The 16736-nt window shown below is 43.9% G+C and carries 15 protein-coding genes; 11 read left to right on the forward strand and 4 right to left on the reverse strand.

The features are described 5' to 3' along the window. Nucleotides 1-47: 47 nt before the first annotated feature. A complete protein-coding gene (locus AC23P2_RS26970; RefSeq protein WP_487776073.1) occupies nucleotides 48-1880 on the reverse strand; it encodes a tetratricopeptide repeat-containing sensor histidine kinase in 1833 nt (610 codons plus the stop codon). A gap of 310 nt (nucleotides 1881-2190) precedes the next feature. On the opposite strand from AC23P2_RS26970, the gene AC23P2_RS26975 reads away from it, so the two are divergent. From AC23P2_RS26975 to AC23P2_RS27015, 9 genes are all read left to right on the forward strand, one after another. Then, on the forward strand, nucleotides 2191-2508 hold the full coding sequence (locus AC23P2_RS26975; protein ID WP_487776074.1) for a LytR/AlgR family response regulator transcription factor: 318 nt from the start codon (nucleotides 2191-2193) through the stop codon (nucleotides 2506-2508). A gap of 1 nt (nucleotide 2509) precedes the next feature. After that, entirely contained in the window at nucleotides 2510-4054 is a 1545-nt protein-coding gene (locus AC23P2_RS26980) for an SBBP repeat-containing protein (RefSeq protein WP_487776075.1), read from the forward strand. 281 nt (nucleotides 4055-4335) lie between these two features. Continuing rightward, nucleotides 4336-4716 carry a DUF4267 domain-containing protein gene (locus AC23P2_RS26985; RefSeq protein WP_487776076.1) on the forward strand — a complete coding sequence of 127 codons (381 nt, stop codon included), beginning with the start codon at nucleotides 4336-4338 and terminating at the stop codon, nucleotides 4714-4716. Between the two features lie 27 nt (nucleotides 4717-4743). Next, nucleotides 4744-5361 (forward strand): DinB family protein, encoded by a 618-nt coding sequence (locus AC23P2_RS26990; RefSeq protein WP_487776077.1) that lies wholly within the window; start codon nucleotides 4744-4746, stop codon nucleotides 5359-5361. Between the two features lie 122 nt (nucleotides 5362-5483). Beyond that, entirely contained in the window at nucleotides 5484-5678 is a 195-nt protein-coding gene (locus AC23P2_RS26995) for a hypothetical protein (protein WP_487776078.1), read from the forward strand. Continuing rightward, nucleotides 5656-5967 carry a hypothetical protein gene (locus tag AC23P2_RS27000; protein WP_487776079.1) on the forward strand — a complete coding sequence of 104 codons (312 nt, stop codon included), beginning with the start codon at nucleotides 5656-5658 and terminating at the stop codon, nucleotides 5965-5967. The genes AC23P2_RS26995 and AC23P2_RS27000 overlap by 23 nt, the downstream gene beginning before the upstream one ends. Before the next feature lie 485 nt (nucleotides 5968-6452). Next, entirely contained in the window at nucleotides 6453-9683 is a 3231-nt protein-coding gene (locus tag AC23P2_RS27005) for an ATP-binding protein (protein ID WP_487776080.1), read from the forward strand. 169 nt (nucleotides 9684-9852) lie between these two features. Next, a complete protein-coding gene (locus tag AC23P2_RS27010; RefSeq protein ID WP_487776081.1) occupies nucleotides 9853-11025 on the forward strand; it encodes a class I SAM-dependent methyltransferase in 1173 nt (390 codons plus the stop codon). Nucleotides 11026-11068: 43 nt separating this feature from the next. Continuing rightward, complete coding sequence (locus tag AC23P2_RS27015; RefSeq protein WP_487776082.1) at nucleotides 11069-12412, forward strand: hypothetical protein; 1344 nt, start codon at nucleotides 11069-11071, stop codon at nucleotides 12410-12412. Between the two features lie 20 nt (nucleotides 12413-12432). On the opposite strand, the gene AC23P2_RS27020 is transcribed toward AC23P2_RS27015, so the two are convergent. Next, nucleotides 12433-13356, reverse strand: a complete 924-nt coding sequence (locus AC23P2_RS27020; protein WP_472486871.1) for a M23 family metallopeptidase — start codon at nucleotides 13354-13356, stop codon at nucleotides 12433-12435. 181 nt (nucleotides 13357-13537) lie between these two features. Between AC23P2_RS27020 and AC23P2_RS27025 the strand changes: the two genes are divergently transcribed. Next, on the forward strand, nucleotides 13538-14071 hold the full coding sequence (locus tag AC23P2_RS27025; protein ID WP_472486870.1) for an acyl-CoA thioesterase: 534 nt from the start codon (nucleotides 13538-13540) through the stop codon (nucleotides 14069-14071). A gap of 3 nt (nucleotides 14072-14074) precedes the next feature. Further along, nucleotides 14075-14929, forward strand: a complete 855-nt coding sequence (locus AC23P2_RS27030) for a UbiA prenyltransferase family protein (protein ID WP_487776083.1) — start codon at nucleotides 14075-14077, stop codon at nucleotides 14927-14929. Nucleotides 14930-15164: 235 nt separating this feature from the next. On the opposite strand, the gene AC23P2_RS27035 is transcribed toward AC23P2_RS27030, so the two are convergent. Then, a complete protein-coding gene (locus AC23P2_RS27035; RefSeq protein WP_037299073.1) occupies nucleotides 15165-15425 on the reverse strand; it encodes a hypothetical protein in 261 nt (86 codons plus the stop codon). Between the two features lie 100 nt (nucleotides 15426-15525). Next, entirely contained in the window at nucleotides 15526-16659 is a 1134-nt protein-coding gene (locus AC23P2_RS27040) for a DUF4932 domain-containing protein (RefSeq protein ID WP_487776084.1), read from the reverse strand. Nucleotides 16660-16736 lie beyond the last annotated feature (77 nt).

Here is a 16736-nt window from a genome sequence, read left to right on the forward strand (position 1 = left end):
TGTAGAGCAAATGACTGAGTCGTGCGTTTCAATCGCACACCAGCAAGTTAGCTTCGGCTATCTACCCTCACCTCAAAACGTGTTCCTTCACCCGCTTGAGAGGTAATGGTTAGCGTGGCATTGAGGCTTTTGACACGGCTCTCTACACTTTGCATCCCCTTGCCTTTTACTCGCTGGTCGGCCATCCCCACCCCATTATCACTCACTGTCATTCGACATTCTCCATTTTGCATTCGACACTCCACCCTGCCTTCGGTCGCTTGGGCGTGTTTTAGGATGTTGTTGGTCAGTTCGAGGACAATGCTGTAAAGTTCAAATTCGGTTTTGGCGTTGAGGCGAGGCGGGGTGTCGGGTAGGGTGAGTACCCAGCGGAGGGGCGTGTTTCGGTTGAGTTTATCAATGAGGTGGTGAAGGGCTTTCCAAAGCCCCTGTTTTTGGAGTTCGTCGGGGAGGAGGTTGTGGGAGAGAAGGCGTACTTGACCGTGGGCTTGGGCGATGGCACTTTGCACGTGGCGGTACACTTCTTGTTCTTGCAAACTGAGTTTTTGAGGGTTGATGGCTTCAATACTCCACTGCAACGCCGACATGGTGCTACCGAGGTTGTCGTGGAGGTCGGCGGCGAGGCGCTGGCGTTCGGTGGTTTGGCCTTGCAAAAGGGCGGCTATAATTTCAGCATTTTTGTTAACCAAAGATGTATTTACTTTTCGCAATCGGCTGTTGGTGTAAATCACATAGACTGCTGACAGTATGCCGATTATGCCCAAAACAACCCAAAACCAACGCAATTGATTTTGCTTGGCGTTTTCAGATCGGAGTTTTTCAAGTTCTGCTTTTTGTAGCCTTTCGTTTTGCTGGTGTAGCGCCATCTGTGACTTCACTCCCTCAATGTTATTTTGTTCTACTTTTTTCTTTTCCTCAAGTAAGCCAAGTTGGTATTTTTCAAAGGCTTCTAAAGCCATTTTATAATTTCCCAATCCTTTTTCCACTTCATAAACATACTTTGGAAAACTGGCTTGATGGACTTCATCGTAGCTGAACTCTTCCAACTTGGGTAAATAACTTTTAGCTTCGATAAAGTTTTTCTTTTTTAAGTAGTATTGTATTATTTCATTGTAAGTAAACCAATGCAAATATTTGTCATGCTGCGAATTATTAGGTAGTTTTTTGAGGGTAGAATTTAGATATTTTAATGCCTTCTCCAAACTATCAAGCTGTAAAAGCGTACATCCTATGCTCAATTTGTTTCCTAAATATTTTTGGTCATTCAGACGATCAAATTCCCTATATGCTTTCAAAGCATTAACGAAATCATTGTTGTTATAATAAAATTCTGCTTTTGCATTTAATCCAATAAGCATCAATCTTGTATTTTTCGCTTTTTGGGCAAGAATAATGGCTTTTTCGAAGTACTTTAGCTCATCATATAAATTCTTATAAGTATAGGTAACGTCTAAACCCATTCTAATAAGTGTGTATGCCTGATGATCATAATCCTTTAGCTTTTCAAATTGCGATTCAGCCAAGGCAAAAGATTGAAATGTTTTTATATGTTGTCCAGTATTAAAAAATCCATGCACTGCATTCCATAGGTTATAAATAGCTTTTCCTTTTAGCCAGTCATTTGATGCTGAATGTTTTTTCAGCAGTTTCAAAATATATAATTCATCAAACTCTTTTACTTCTTTTCTATCGGTAGAGTTAATACTCAACATAAGCGAGTCTAACGCTATAATCATTAAGGTATCCCGCCCGATGGACTGGGGTTGTTTGTTCAATAACAAGTAACGGGCTTTGTGTTTCAAAAAATCTGACTGACCGAAACTGCACAAGGGAAATACACCAAGAAAGAAAAGCCTTAAAATAATTGTTTTGAGGGTCATTGTTGCTTCATTTAATCGGATTGAAGATACAAGTGTGATGGCTATTTAGCGTCACGAAAACTACATTAACCAGCACTTAAATTCAAAATATTGCTTCAGTTTTTCAAAAATCATGGTTTTCAATGAGACAATATCATGGAAAACCATGACGAGGATAGTCAGGGCTTTGGGAGAACTTTGTCACACCCATCCCACCCAAATTGGGGAGATGAATAAAGACTTTTTTACCACAATTTTGTCCCGTTCGTTATTTTAAATCTTACACACTCTATGTCCTTATGCTTCCCCTGCTGCCTTCCCCTTTACACACTTGCGCTTGCTGCGCGGTAAAGTACAGCTCTGCATCACGGAGATTGTACGCCTCGAAGCCAACGGTAATTACACCCGCTTTGTTTTGACTAACGGACAGACACTGCTTACTTCCAAAAATATCAGTTTTTATGAGCAACTACTGCCTCCTACTTTTCTGCGGGTTAATAAAAGTTACTTGCTTAATCAAACCTACGTATTAGCAATACACAAAGGCCATGCCCAAATGAACGATGGATTTATCACCCAAATCTCGCGCCGTAAACGAAACAAAATGAATCAAAATTTTAATGCTCTTTCCATTTTTTCTACTTTATAATATGAAAAAACTATCCCTTTTGCTGTGTTTTTTAGGGGCAGTGGTGCTATCCTTTGCCCAAAACGTAACGATTACTCCTAGGGGAATCACGCCCGCTATGACGGGTTCTTATCCTCGTATTTCGTACGATGCTATTTTGGCCTTGCCCAATCCCGCCAAAGGCGATATGGCTTTTGACATGACCTTCAATTGCCTACGGGTATATACAGGCAGCAAGTGGATTTGCACCTACCAAAGCCCCACCGACCCTCCCAACATAACCGCGCTTGCCTCGGCAGGGGGTACTTCTTATGATGAGGGCAATGGCATCGCCGTAGATGGTTTAGGGAATGTGTATGTGACAGGGTCTTATGAAGGAACCGCCACCTTTGGTACTACTGCCAAAACATCCGCGGGTGGTAGTGATATATTCGTGGCAAAATACAATAGCAGTGGGGCTTTGCAGTGGGTGCAGTCGGCAGGTGGCACTTCAGATGATTCTGGCAATGATATCGCCGTTGATCGTTCAGGGAATGTGTATGTGACAGGGTATTATATAGGAACAGCCACCTTTGGCACTACGACCAAAACATCCGCAGGGAGTAATGATCTATTCGTGGCAAAATACAATAGCAGTGGGGCTTTGCAGTGGGTGCAGTCGGCAGGGGGTACTTTATCTGATGCGGGTAATGCCATCACCGCGGATGGTTCAGGGAATGTGTATGTGACGGGGTATTATCAAGAAACAGCTACCTTTGGCACTACTACCAAAACATCGGCGGGTAGTACTGATATATTCGTGGCAAAATACAATAGCAGTGGGGCTTTGCAGTGGGTGCAGTCGGCAGGGGGGACTTTTTCTGATCAGGGCAATGGTATCGCCGTGGATGGTTCAGGCAATGTGTATGTGACGGGGAAGTATGAAGCAACTGCCACCTTTGGCACTACTTCCAAAACATCGGCAGGGGGCTATGATATATTCGTGGCAAAATACAATTCCGTTGGAGTGATTTGGGATTGGGTGCAGTCGGCAGGGGGTACTACAGATGATGTAGGCAAGGGTATCGCCGTGGATGGTTCGGGCAATGTGTATGTGACGGGATGGTATTTCGGAACAGCCACCTTTGGCACTACGACCAATGGCACTACGACCAAAACATCGGCAGGGCTCTTTGATATATTCGTGGCAAAATACAATAGCAATGGAGCTTCGTATTGGGTGCAATCGGCAGGGGGTATTTTCAATGATGTGGGCTATGGTATCGCCGTGGATGTTTCGGGCAATGTGTATGTGACGGGGGAGTATGCAGGAACAGCCACCTTTGGCACTACGACCAAAACATCGGCAGGTAGTATTGATATATTCGTGGCAAAATACAATAGCAGTGGGTTGCAGTGGGTGCAGTCGGCAGGGGGTACTTTTTCTGATCAGGGCAATGGTATCGCCGTGGATGGTTCAGGCAATGTGTATGTGACGGGGAAGTATGAAGCAACTGCTACCTTTGGTAATAACAGCCTCAGCTCGGCGGGAAGATGGGATATGGTTCTAATGAGAATAGATAAGTGAGGGGTAAAAGTGCCGCTCGACATTCTCCCTTTTGCATTTGACACTCCCCCCTGCCTTTTGTAGGTCGTTGGGGAAGAATCTGATGATTGAGGAAGGTATTAGGGAATGGTAAATCAATTTTTTCCAAAAATCATGGTTTTCAATGAGACGATATCATAGAAAACCATGAGGAGAATTTTGGTAAGTATAGCAGATCTTTGTTACATCCATTTTACCCAAATTGGGGAGATGGGTCGAAACCTTTTTACTGCAGCACCCAACAACCCTAAACACTTACCAACATGTCACGTACTACATTTATCTTGATAGTTTCTGTTTATTCCTTGGCCCTTGGGCTGTTTATGCTCTTTGTTCCTGCTTCGGCGGCGGCTTATTTTGGCGGCGATGCCACCAACACCTACCAAGTAGCTCTTTTTCGATTTATTGGTGTGCTGGATGCTGGCTTGGGTATCTTGGGGCTACTATTATGGCGCAACGCCAATCAAGAAGCCATGCGTGTCGCGCTGCTGGGCTTGGCTTGGGTAGGTTTGGCATCGTTGGCGGTGGCAATGTACAATGCTTACGTAGTCAAAATCCCACTTCAAAGCACAGCCTATTTTGATTGGGCGATTTGGGGTGGTTTGGGCTTAGGCTCGCTGTATTTTTGGAATAAAAAAGGATAACAATTACACATAAAACAATCAATTCAGATGAAAAAGCTAATTCCCCTATTGCTCCTGCTTTCATTAAATACCGCAGGTTTTGCCCAGAAAAATGACCGTACGTTTGGACAAACTACCCCCGCGGCCGACCGCAAAAACGTACTCGAAAACCTCCTGCGTACCCGCGATACTTTAATCAGCGAAACACAAGGACTCTCCAAAGCTCAGTGGAATTTCAGAGAGACACCCGAGCGATGGAGTATAGCCGAAATCGTCGAACATTTGGGTAATTGGGAACTGTTGTGGGGCAGAGAACTGCAAATGATGAGTCAAAATAAACCACAGCCCGAACTCCGCAAAACATGCCAACCTGATAGTTATTACCACGATTTTATCATGGAAGAAAAACCCCATATCTCGCCCGATTTATCTCGCCCTACTGGATTGATAGAAGGGAGCAACACTATTATGTGGTTTACAAAACTTCGTGATATCAACATCAAATTTGCCGAGAACCTCAAAATTGACATGAGGGATTACTTTGAAAATACCAATATGCAGTATCCCCGCAATATGTACAACGTGTATATCTACGTATGGGGCCATGTAGATAGACATATCAGACAAATCAAAAAAGTAAAAGCACACCCCAATTATCCAAAGTGATTCGAAAAACACGAAATAATGAAGAGTACGCAAAAACTTTTTTGGGGCTTCGTTGCGGGCATTTTTTGAGCTACCATGACTTTCTACCAGCAGCATTATCACCTAAAACCGATTTATAAAACATGAAAATCCTTTTATCAATCTTCATTGCTGTATTGTCGATTAGTTGTGCAATTTGCCAAACAGGCGCTGAAAATAAAAGACCTGCCGTTGGTTACTGGCCCAAAACCGATAAAGCCCAAAATAGGGCTCAAAAAGGAGAAAAAGTATTCGTGATTGTAGTAAAGGTAAAGAATGATTCAAAAAAAAGATTTTGAAAAATGGATCGATGAAATTTTTTACAAAGCGGAATACCGCAGTAAAGACCCTATGAAAATTGCCCAAAACAAAACAGCAAGATGGATGGAACCTGTAAGGCAGAATAAAGATTCGACTTGGACGTATGCTTGGATTATGGATCCGTACATTCCTAATACTAACTACGATATTTCTGATTTTTTTACGGAGCAATATGGAAAAGAATTAGGCGAAAAATATTGGCAAATGTATTTATCTTATTTGGCTGCAGAGCCTGTTTATATGAGCTTTTATCAAACTGATAAGTGATGTTGACAGTTTCTGGATTAGCCAAGTTTGAGAACTGATTCAGACGTGTTGCTTTTAGCCTGGCACTGCCAGAATATACTATGCTTTCGTCTTCGATGGCAAATGCCAGTCATTAAAGTCCCCAAAGCCATGGTTTTCCATGAGGTGATTTGTTAGGAGGTCTACTCCCCAATTACTTCACTGAACAGTACGAAATACGAAGAGACATTGTCCTGCTAAAACAAAGTATTTTCTTGTTTTAGTAGGACAAATTTCTTTTTTTTACATTTCTTGCTGTATCGTATATGAAAACCCTACTCCTTCAAAATTGCTTGGGTATAAGCGTTTTACAAACGTGCAAATTCCCTCTCCTTCCCCCTAAAGGATGGATATTTCGTCAAAGTAAGTTACTGCACAAAGCTATCTCAGAGGATAAACGAGGGACAACGGTACTGACCTGCGAGAAACCGTTCTTGTAAAGGAGTTACTAAATACGTTGTCTTCAGATGGAAGCAGAAAAGCAGAAAATTTTACAAGCAATAGCGCTGCTCGAAATGCAGCGACCTTTGCTTGGCGATGCGGCTGTAGAGGCTGCATTGGCAAGTTTACGACTAAGTTTGGAAAAATTGGCGAAGGATGCGACTCCACCGCCCGCAAAAGCTCCTTCCATGGAAGGGGAGCGCAAGCTAGTGACGGTGATGTTTGCTGATTTTTCGAACTTTACTTCTATGTCGGAGCGAATGGACGCAGAGGAAGTGAGAGATGTGATGAATGAGTGTTTTTCGTTGTTAGTGCCTGTCATTGAGCATTACGGTGGGGTAATTGATAAGTTCATTGGGGACGAAATCATGGCACTTTTTGGTGCACCACATACCCACGATAATGATGCTGAATGCGCACTTCGGGCGGCGCTAGAAATGATGCAGCAATTGGCAGAATTCAACGCCAAGCATCACACTAATTTAGGTCTTCATTTTGGTATCAATACGGGAACGGTAATTGCTGGAGGGGTTGGTTCTATCGAACGCCAGCAATACTCGGTCATGGGAGATGCGGTCAATTTAGCGGCGCGGTTGGAAGATGCCTCTGTGACGGGGGAGATTCTGGTGGGTCACGAAACGTATCGACTTACCGCTCCTTTGTTTGATTTTGAAGTTCGCTCGCCTATTTCTGTAAAAGGCAAAGCCCAACCCGTAGCCATTTACAGGCTTTTGGGGCTAAAGCCCATTCCGAAGTCTGTACGTGGAATAGACGGCCTCCGCTCGCCAATGATTGGTAGAGATGCCCATTTAGCGACACTTACGTCGGCGCTTTCGAATTTAACGTACAATCAAGGTACATCTATTGCGGTTATTGCGGAGTCTGGCCTAGGAAAAAGTCGTTTACTTTTGGAGTTGAGGGAATCTTCTCCCGAGGTAGCTTGGATTGAAGCGCGGGGGCAGTCGTTTTCCCAGCGGGATAATTATGGCGTAGCTACTCTATTGCTAAACAATGCCTTATCTTTTCCTCCGACCATCGGCGCAACCAAAGCAGGGGAGGAGTTGATGAATTATCTTCAAAGGTATGCTCCCCAGCAAACCAATGAGCTTTACCCTTATTTGGCCCGTTTGAGAGGAGTACCATTGGACGATGTAACTACCTTGTTGTTTAAGGCTATTCAGCCCGAAGTAATGCAAGCCCGAATCGAGCAAGCGTTTGCCCAGTGGCTGACTATTTATAGTGCAGGTCAACCACTTGTTGTGGTTTGGGAAGACCTCCATTGGGCCGACGATTCGTCGCTGCGACTGATTGAATATTTGATTCAACACACCGCCGAAACCCCTATTTTACACCTTTTGGTATTTCGACCTCAGGAAGGTCTGGTGCAAACGTATCAGAAGAAATGGGCGCAATTTTCGGCCAATTACCAACAAATAGAACTGGTGCCACTGACCCACGATGAAAGCAACGTCTTGGTGGAGAATTTATTACGTATCAAGAATTTACCAGATACGACCCGAAACGTCATCCTTGAAAAAGCGGAGGGAAATCCGTTTTATTTGGAAGAATTGCTGCGCTCATTGCTAGATACGGGGCTGCTGTACTGGCAAGATGGGGAAATCCAACTGCGGGAAGAGGTCGAAACGCTTCACATTCCCAATACGTTACAAGCCGTCATCGAAGCACGAATCGACCGTTTGAGTATTCATGAAAAATCCATCTTACAAAATGCCTCGGTCATTGGGCGGCTGTTTGGTAAGCAAGTGCTGGAGTACTTGGTGGAGCAAACCAAAAAACAAGTTGTTATTCATCCAACCCTCCAATCGCTGCAAGAACGAGAATTGATTCGTCAGCGAATGGTGTACGAATATATTTTTAAGCATGCTGTTACTCAGGAAGTCTCTTATAATACGCTGTTGATAACGCGGCGAAGGGAGCTTCACCAATATGCCGCCGAAGCGCTTGAAACGCTCTTTGAAGATCAAAAAAATGAAATGGCCTCAGCCCTCGCTTGGCATTATCAACGGGCTAAAAACCACGCCAAGGCTATTCATTATTTAACGACTGCTGCTGATAAGGCGCGGCTTACGTACTCGTATCACGAAGCGGATTATTACTATACGGAAGCACTTCGCGAGACTGAACTAGCAAGCGATATAGATTGGCGGCAAAAAGTGAGCCTCCACGAGCACCAAGGAGAAGTGAGGGTATTGCTTGGTAACTACGACCAAGCCCGAAAATCGTACCAGTATGCGCTTCAGGCGATAGCCGCACCAGATGTGTTATTGCAAGCAAGTTTATGGCGTAAAATCGGGGAGAGTTATGTCCCTCAACGACAGTCCAACCAAGAATTGGTAGCGTATGATGCCGCTATTAAGTTGTTAGGGATGCCTGACCCCGAAGCATCCATCGAGTGGTGGCAAGCCTGGATTGAATTGCAGCTTTCCCGAACGTGGAGTCTTTATTGGCTCAATAATGTTGTCGAAATGGAGGCCACACTGAAAGATATACAGGAAAAGACGGAAAAGGTTGGAACCGCTCGCCAACAAAGTCTGTGGCAAGGCCGTTGGATACTGTTTTTGATACGAAGCCAGCGGTTTGTGTTGAGTGAGGAACAAATCATTTACGCGGAAAAAGCCCTCGAATTGTCTCATCAAATTCAAGACTTCGCTCTTATTACTTACCATACATCGTTATTAGGGATGGGGTATTATTTGATGAGGAAATTACAAAAAGCCGAAGAACAGCTGTTGCAAGCCGTTGAGTTGGCCCAAAAGCTAGGAAACGCCCAAATTGAAGTGGTGTCGTATCAGTTCCTAAATTTGGTTGGCATCGCAAGCAACAATACCGAACTCGTGGCTCGTTTTACCCCACTCATGGAAGAAAAAGCGGCTTTACAGTTACCCTTTTATCTGTTTGCTGCCCGAGGGTTTGCGGCTTGGGTAGCTTGGAAAAAAGGAAATTTACAAGAAGCTGAAAAACTGGCGATAGATGCACTACGGCTTCACAACGGGGTGCCTGTCCCCAACTCGACCATACTCTGGACCTTAGTTGCAATCATGAGCCATCAAAAACGATACTCAGAAGCCGTTGGTCAACTACAAGCTATACTTTTACCGTATCAATACCAAGTGCCAGCACCATTGGAACAACAGATTAGAAAGATGATTGAACTAATCGCTGAAAATCCAGCTGTTGATTATTATGATCAATTTGAAGAAGTGCTCAAAGAAGCACGGCACTATGGTTTTCTTTAGCAAATGTAAGTTTTTAACTTAGAACGCCGCCCCTAGTTAACTCGTAGCCGTTGCAATCGGCATGAATTAACTAGGGTTTTGAGCTTTAATGACGCTTTTGATAGACATTCTGCCACTCGTATGCTTACTTTTGTGCCTTGGCAAACATCTAAAGCGGGGTATTTCTACAATGACTTTGACAGACGAACAACGTCAATTTATTCGACAACATCAGCAAACGTCAGTGGCGGCGTTGTTGCTCAAATACGGTAAAAATAGAGAGTTTGAAATTCGTCAAATCGAGGCTCGGCAGAAAGCCAAACATAAACTCCCTTCGTGGTATGCCGAAGAACGACTTATTTTTCCGCCTGCTGTTTCGGTAGAACAAAGTTCGTCAGAAACAACGGGGCGTTACAAAGCGGCCTTGGTGTCGGGGACGCTCATGGACGCAACGGGTGGAATGGGAATTGACGTTTCTTTTTTTGCTAAAAATTGTACGTCAGTGCTTTATGTGGAACAAAAGTCTGAACTCGTGGAGCGTGCAAGGTATAACTTGGGAGTGCTAGGACTTCAAAATGTGCAGTGTTTGCAAGGAAATTCGCTGGAAATTTTACCAACGCTCGATACCGTTTTTGATTGGATTTATCTCGACCCCGCGCGTCGTTCGGCCGATAACCGCCGCGTGGTAGGGCTGCGCGATTGCGAACCCGACGTGGTGACGTACCTGCCGCTTCTTTGGCAAAAAGCCAAGCGATTGCTCATCAAAGCTTCGCCGCTGCTCGACCTCAAACAAACTTTATTGGACTTGCCCCAACTGTCGGTCATTCACGTAGTTTCGGTAGAAAATGAGTGCAAAGAGCTGCTTTTTGAAATAGCGTCGGAGGCCCAACCCACGGCCAGTCCAACGGTGCGGACAATTAATTTTAAGTCGGATGAAACGATACAACAGTTTGATTTTGAATGGAATAGTGAAGCCAGTTTAGCCGTAACGCTGAGTGACCCGCAGATGTACCTTTACGAACCCAACGCCTCGGTATTGAAAGCAGGAGCGTTTAAGTCGGTAGCCAAAGCGTACGGACTGGCCAAATTGGCTCCGCACAGCCACCTTTATACGTCGGAAACGTTGGTAGTTGATTTTCCTGGACGAATTTTTCATATAGATGCGGTCGTCAAAGTGGACGGCAAAGCCCTTGTTCCGTACCTTCCAGAAGGCAAAGCCAACCTTACGGTGCGAAATTTCCCACTTTCGACCGACGACTTACGTAAAAAACTCAAACTCAAAGAAGGAGGAAATACGTATATTTTTGCCACGACGTTGGCCAATGGAGATAAACGGCTTTTAGTGTGTAAAAAGTCAACATAATTTTTACATTTGTTGCGACCTAAACATTTATTGGCTATTTTCCATGGAAAACCCTTCTCCCGAAAAAAGTAATTGGATTCAAGAATTATCCAACCAAAGTTGGAATTTAGAGTTGGTCGTGTCAGGGGCGGCTATTTTTTCTACTTCTTTTCTTCCTGAGCTCACTGATTATGCCATCGAAAGCTATTTTGAAAATTACCAGCTGAGTAGCAGTGTTGTTACTCAAGTATTTCCGCTGTTAGCCTACAGTTTTGCCAAATCCTCCGCCTATTTGCTGATTATAACGTTCGCGGTTCACTTTATACTTCGAGCTTTTTGGATTGCGATTGTAGGACTAAGGGCGGTGTTCCCGCAGGGAATCAACTACGAAAATATCCCAAATACGAGCAAAAGTTTGGCCGAAATCTACAAAAAGAAATTTGGAACCTTGGATGGTTTTATCATTCGTTTGGATCGATTTAGCAGCCAAATTTTCTCCATCGCCTTTGTGATGGTGTTGTTTAGTTTGATGCTTGCGCTTTTGTACCTTCTCACTTTTATGGGAACAGTGGGTATCAAGACGTTTTTTCCTGTGTTTTACGGCAAGGCTAAATTCATTTTTCTTGTTATTGGCGGTCTCGTATTGGTTGTTAGTCTTGTTCTTGTCCTTCTTAGTACAAATGAGAAATACAGAGAGCATCCAGTGATTGGGAAACTCCTAATGCAATTCATTGATAAAAGCACCTGGTTGTACATGGGTATGTATAAGCCCATTCAATACATCAATTTTACGTTTGCGTCGAACCTTCCTCGGAAAAAATACTTTTTTACGCTTAGTTTTATTGGGGTGTTCTTTTTTGGCTTGGCGCTTTCTATTTACCTAGATAAAATGCTGACACACTACGGCGTTACTCACCTAGAATCGCGTAATTTTTATTCCACAGGTACCAGCGAATACAAATTAATACCCAATTTCTACGATAACCTGCGACACGAAAACGAAAGGGTAGAAGCCGTAAGCATTCAGTCGGACGTTGTCGAAGGGGCGTTTTTAAAGTTGTATATCAATTACAGTAAAGTATTTGATGGCGACCTGGCCAAGATTTGTAAAGAACCGACGCTGCCCGATACGCTCAAAAAGTACAAACAAAGAATCCTAATTGATAAAAGTCGGCTTGAGTGTTTTAATCAATACTTTAAAATAGCCCTCAACGACAGTACTTTCGATTCGGTGGAGTTGTTCTTTGAAGACCAAGGTAATACCAAAGGATTGAGGACGTATTTGAGTACCGAAAAATGTAAAATTGGCCGAAATACGCTTTACATTAAAACAATGAACGTGGACAGCCTACCCAAAAAAGTGTGGACTGAATACGTAAAAGTACCATTTTGGTATGCCAAAGATTGAGGGGGAAATCATCCCCTCGACTACTTTTGCTTACTCTTCCAGCGCTTGATTTCTTTCTTTGACATTTCCTGCGTTACCATCGCCTCGGGCCATTCGGAAGTATAAGTGCCGCCGCTCTGCATTACTAAGCCCGAAGTATTGGTGGGCGAATAAAACGACGGAACCACGAATTCGTACGGATATTCGGTTTGGTTAAATGCCCTCGCACGGCTAAGATAGTACACCGAAAACTGAACGACGACACTTCCCTCAAAGGTATCGTCAGTAACGATGCCGAGTGGCTCGCCAGCTTCTACTTCTTGGCCTTCTTTGACCAACATCTTGCCTTTTTTGAGCCGATTATAGCTGGCAAAACTGCCGTCGCCGTGAAAAATCTCGACCGAATTGGTCTGGCTGGAGAACCAAATTCCGTCAGAATGGGTATCAAAAGCATCTTTCACTTGGCTCACCACTCCTCGGCGGGCGGCAAAAACGGTGTCTCCTTTTTGCATTTGAAAAGCAATGCCGTAGAAATTAGATACTTTTTTGTTGGCAATCATTTCCATGATATTTTTTGACAAAAAAGCCTTGTGCGGCACCGCCGAAGAAAAAGGAAAAAGGTATAAAAATGGCTTGGGGGCTTTGTTCAGCACTCGTCCCTTTAGGTAAGAATAACCGAAGCGAAACGAAATTCCTTGGTTATTTTGGTTCGGTTTAAGCGTGAATAGGGTGCTGGGGCCAGGTGAAATAGATTCAATAAACGGCAACGAGCATCCGCAGCTTCCGCCCTGTAAATCAGTAAATTCGACTTTGACGGTATAGTCGCAAACGTTGGTGTTTTTGGCTTGAAACGTGTATTCGCGCTTGTCGTTAGCAGTGTAAGTGACTTCAACGGAGCTTTGTGCAAGCGCGAAAAAGGGTGAAAAAAGGGCGGTAAAAGCGAGAATAGAAGAGGATAGTTTCATAAATACGATAATGAATTGGCTGAAAATGATAACGACAAAGCTAGGTTAAATCTCTGGTCAACCACTTGACATTTGTCAATTTTTTATAAAAGAGTATCATTTTTTGTGGACAAGGGTTTAGGAGCCAATTCGTGTTGTAACTTTGCCTTCTTTTTCAAAAAATCAACTATTCGTCACGCACATGTTTTTTGAGCGCCTACCCAATAAAGATTATCCCAAAGAACCCGAATCGCGGATGGTGATTCGTTTTCAGGACTGTGACCCGCTTCAACACCTCAACAACGCGAAGTACTTTGACTATTATTTCAACGCCCGCGAAGACCAAGTAGCCAAGCTCTATGAATTTAATTTCGGACGCTTGTTTCGGGAGTTAGGACAAAGCTGGGTGGTCTATCAGCACCAAATCGCGTACGTTCGGCCTGCGCTGGTGAGCGAATGGGTGCGTATTACGTCGCGTTTGATTTTTTTTAGTGAAGATACCATCGTGACTGAGTACTACATGACGGACGATTCGCGGACGCAACTCAAAAATGTACTTTGGGTAACCTCTAAGTACATTGATGTACGTTCGGGAAAACGCACGGTGCATCCACCTTCAATTATGGATTATTTGGAAGCTACCTGTTTACCAAACGTGGATTATCACAACTGGAACTTTAACGAACGGATTCGAGAAATTAAACAAAGTCTGAGCGCTGCTTCGACGAAAGTGTAAGGAATGAACTGGCTGCACAATACAGCATTTATTATTGGATATTATTTAAAACGGGCTCATTGGCTAAGTTTGGATGTGGTGGCGGGCGCAATGCTTACGCATTCCATTGCGCAGCGTATGCCCGATGGACACGGGAAAGTCTCGTGGGCTTCGACGCTTTTGGTGGGTATCGCGGTGTTCGCCATTTATGTTACCGATCGCTTGCTTGACAACCGTAAATCGAGGAAAGTTGATACCCAACGACACCGATTTCACGCAAAACATGAGCCGATTTTGCTCAAAATCTTAGCTGGATTAGGGGTTGTGGGGCTTGTTTGCCTGTTTTGGCTACCCAAAGGCATGTTTATCGTTGGGCTGACGTTAGCAGTGCTGGTAGTGGGGTATTTGGTGGTTATATTTAGGACAACGCTAACCGATGGTTTTCAGCTGTTTAAAGAGCCTATTGTTGCTTTGATTTATACCGCAGGGGTCTGGTGGACGGCGCTGTCAGCGTCCGCCGAAACGCCTTGGGAAAGCAAAGTTTTCATGGGGCTTTTTGGATTGGTTGCTTTCCAAAATCTGCTATTATTCTCTTGGTTTGAATCTTTTGACATGGAAGAAGGCTACACTTTGGCGATTGCCTGGGGAACCGAAACCGTGAGTAAAATACTGATGTGGATTAGCATGATTGTCTGTGCGACAGCCTTAATTGTACTAATTACCACTTCGTACCGCTATTGCGTGCGAGCAGCCATCACAGTGTCGGTAATGAGCCTTGCCAACGACTACCTCAAAAGAAAATCGGCCTCAATACTCCCCAACGAACGCTACCGTTGGCTAGGCGATGGCGTCTTCTTTTTTACCCTTTGGCTGGTTTAGTTTCCTGTTTTGGGTTTCGGGTTTAGAGTTTTTGGTTTGTCATTCCGACAAAGGAGGAATCTACGTCCAATTTTGAGTTTTAAGTTGCCTGTTTTTTGTCATTCCGACCATAGGAGGAATCTACGTCCAGTTTTGAGTTTCCTGTTTCGGGTTTGTGGTTTCCTGTTTTTGGTTATTCCGACAAAAGTTATACCACCCTTGATAGCAACTATTCCCAATTCAAAACTCCCAACGCCTATTTCTTCTTCTTAATCGAAGGCTTAATCGTCGCCTTAGGCTTCGGTTTTTGCTGACGATTTTCGGGGGTATATTTTGACAACAACGGCTCGGCACCGCGTTTGCGACGCAGGTATTGGAATCCCCATAAACAGGCCAAGCAAAGCATTAATAACCAGTAACTATCTACAAATTCGGTACGGCGAAATTCCAAAATCCACAACGCAAAGAAACCTAATGACGTCCATCCAAGCAGACTTTCAACTAAAGGAGTTTTCATGGGTCTAATGTCTCAACAAATTGGTTAGTGTGGCAAAGGTACGAGATTCAGGTTCGTACCAACACCATGGTAGTAGTATTTTTGCTATTCTTTTAAGTGCTTAGGGTTGTTGTTTGAGCCAGTCGATGACCGCAGGGTACAAGTCGGCGACGGTCTGATTGGCGGTGCGTTTTTTATAGGTTTCCAACAAAAAACGATTGAATTCTTTGAAACGATGAAACCCACGGCCATTGATCATAAACTCTTCGACGCGCTGATTGATTTTCTCAAAATCAGCCGCAGGGTAGGAGTCGTAGGCGTACAGCGTAAAAGCCGCCCACGTCATGTATTCATTGAAGGTCAAGTACGTGGATTCATAGTAGCCTTTGTTGCCTTCTTTGGTTTTGTTCCATTTTTTCCAATCGGGCATGGCCGCTTCAATTTCTTTTTGGTACTTATCGGTGACGGGGTTGACGTAGTTATGGTCAATTTCGGTAAAAACAATGCGGGACCAAGCACCTTCTTTTTCAACCTCAGAACGATTGCCAGGAAACTCGCTCGCTGGACTTATAAACATGAGCGTTTGGCGGAACCCATTTTCGTTGAGATGAAACGTAAAATGGTGGCCACCGTCGAGCGGAGAAAGATAGATTTTATAACTATCGTAGCGCGAAGGAAACTGACTTTCGGCCCATGCCCACATTTTACGGACGGGCATGTATTTTTCGGCCTTCGCCAACTGGTCCTGGTAATAACTTTTGTGCTGGGCATAAAACGCTCGGTAATTTGTTTTTTCAATAAAATCTCGAAGAAGGGCTGGACGGTCTTGTAAGTCCAACAAAATCATCGAAAGCGGGCGTTTTAGTGAATAAACCTTACTTTTTACGAGGCGGTTTTGGTCATTAAACTCAAGCGTTAGCGCACTTTTGCGCAATTGGGCATGGTGAAACAATCCTAACTTACGAAGTTTTTTTGCCGCGTGCCTAACCATCGGATGGTCTTTGTAAGGGCTAAAATGTTTTTTAACATCTTGAATATAAGGGTCTTTTCCTTCCAAAACATTTCGATAGCCCGTGAGCACCATCAGAATACAACTAAGCTCATACGTCTCGGGCATTTCAATGGTTACTTTTTGTCGGTTTTCAGTCTGATAAGCGGCGGAGAACTGGGCTTTGGGTGCAATCGGGTTGCCACAAGAAGTAAAGAGAAAAGCCCCAAATGAGATTACAAAAAAGGCTGTTAGCGTATGTTTCATAAACAAGGATATGTTCAAGATTCAAATATAGCAATTAGGAGATTCGCTAAGAATTTAACCCCAAAATGAACTTTCAC

The organism is Runella sp. R0.1_18, assembly GCF_057652155.1.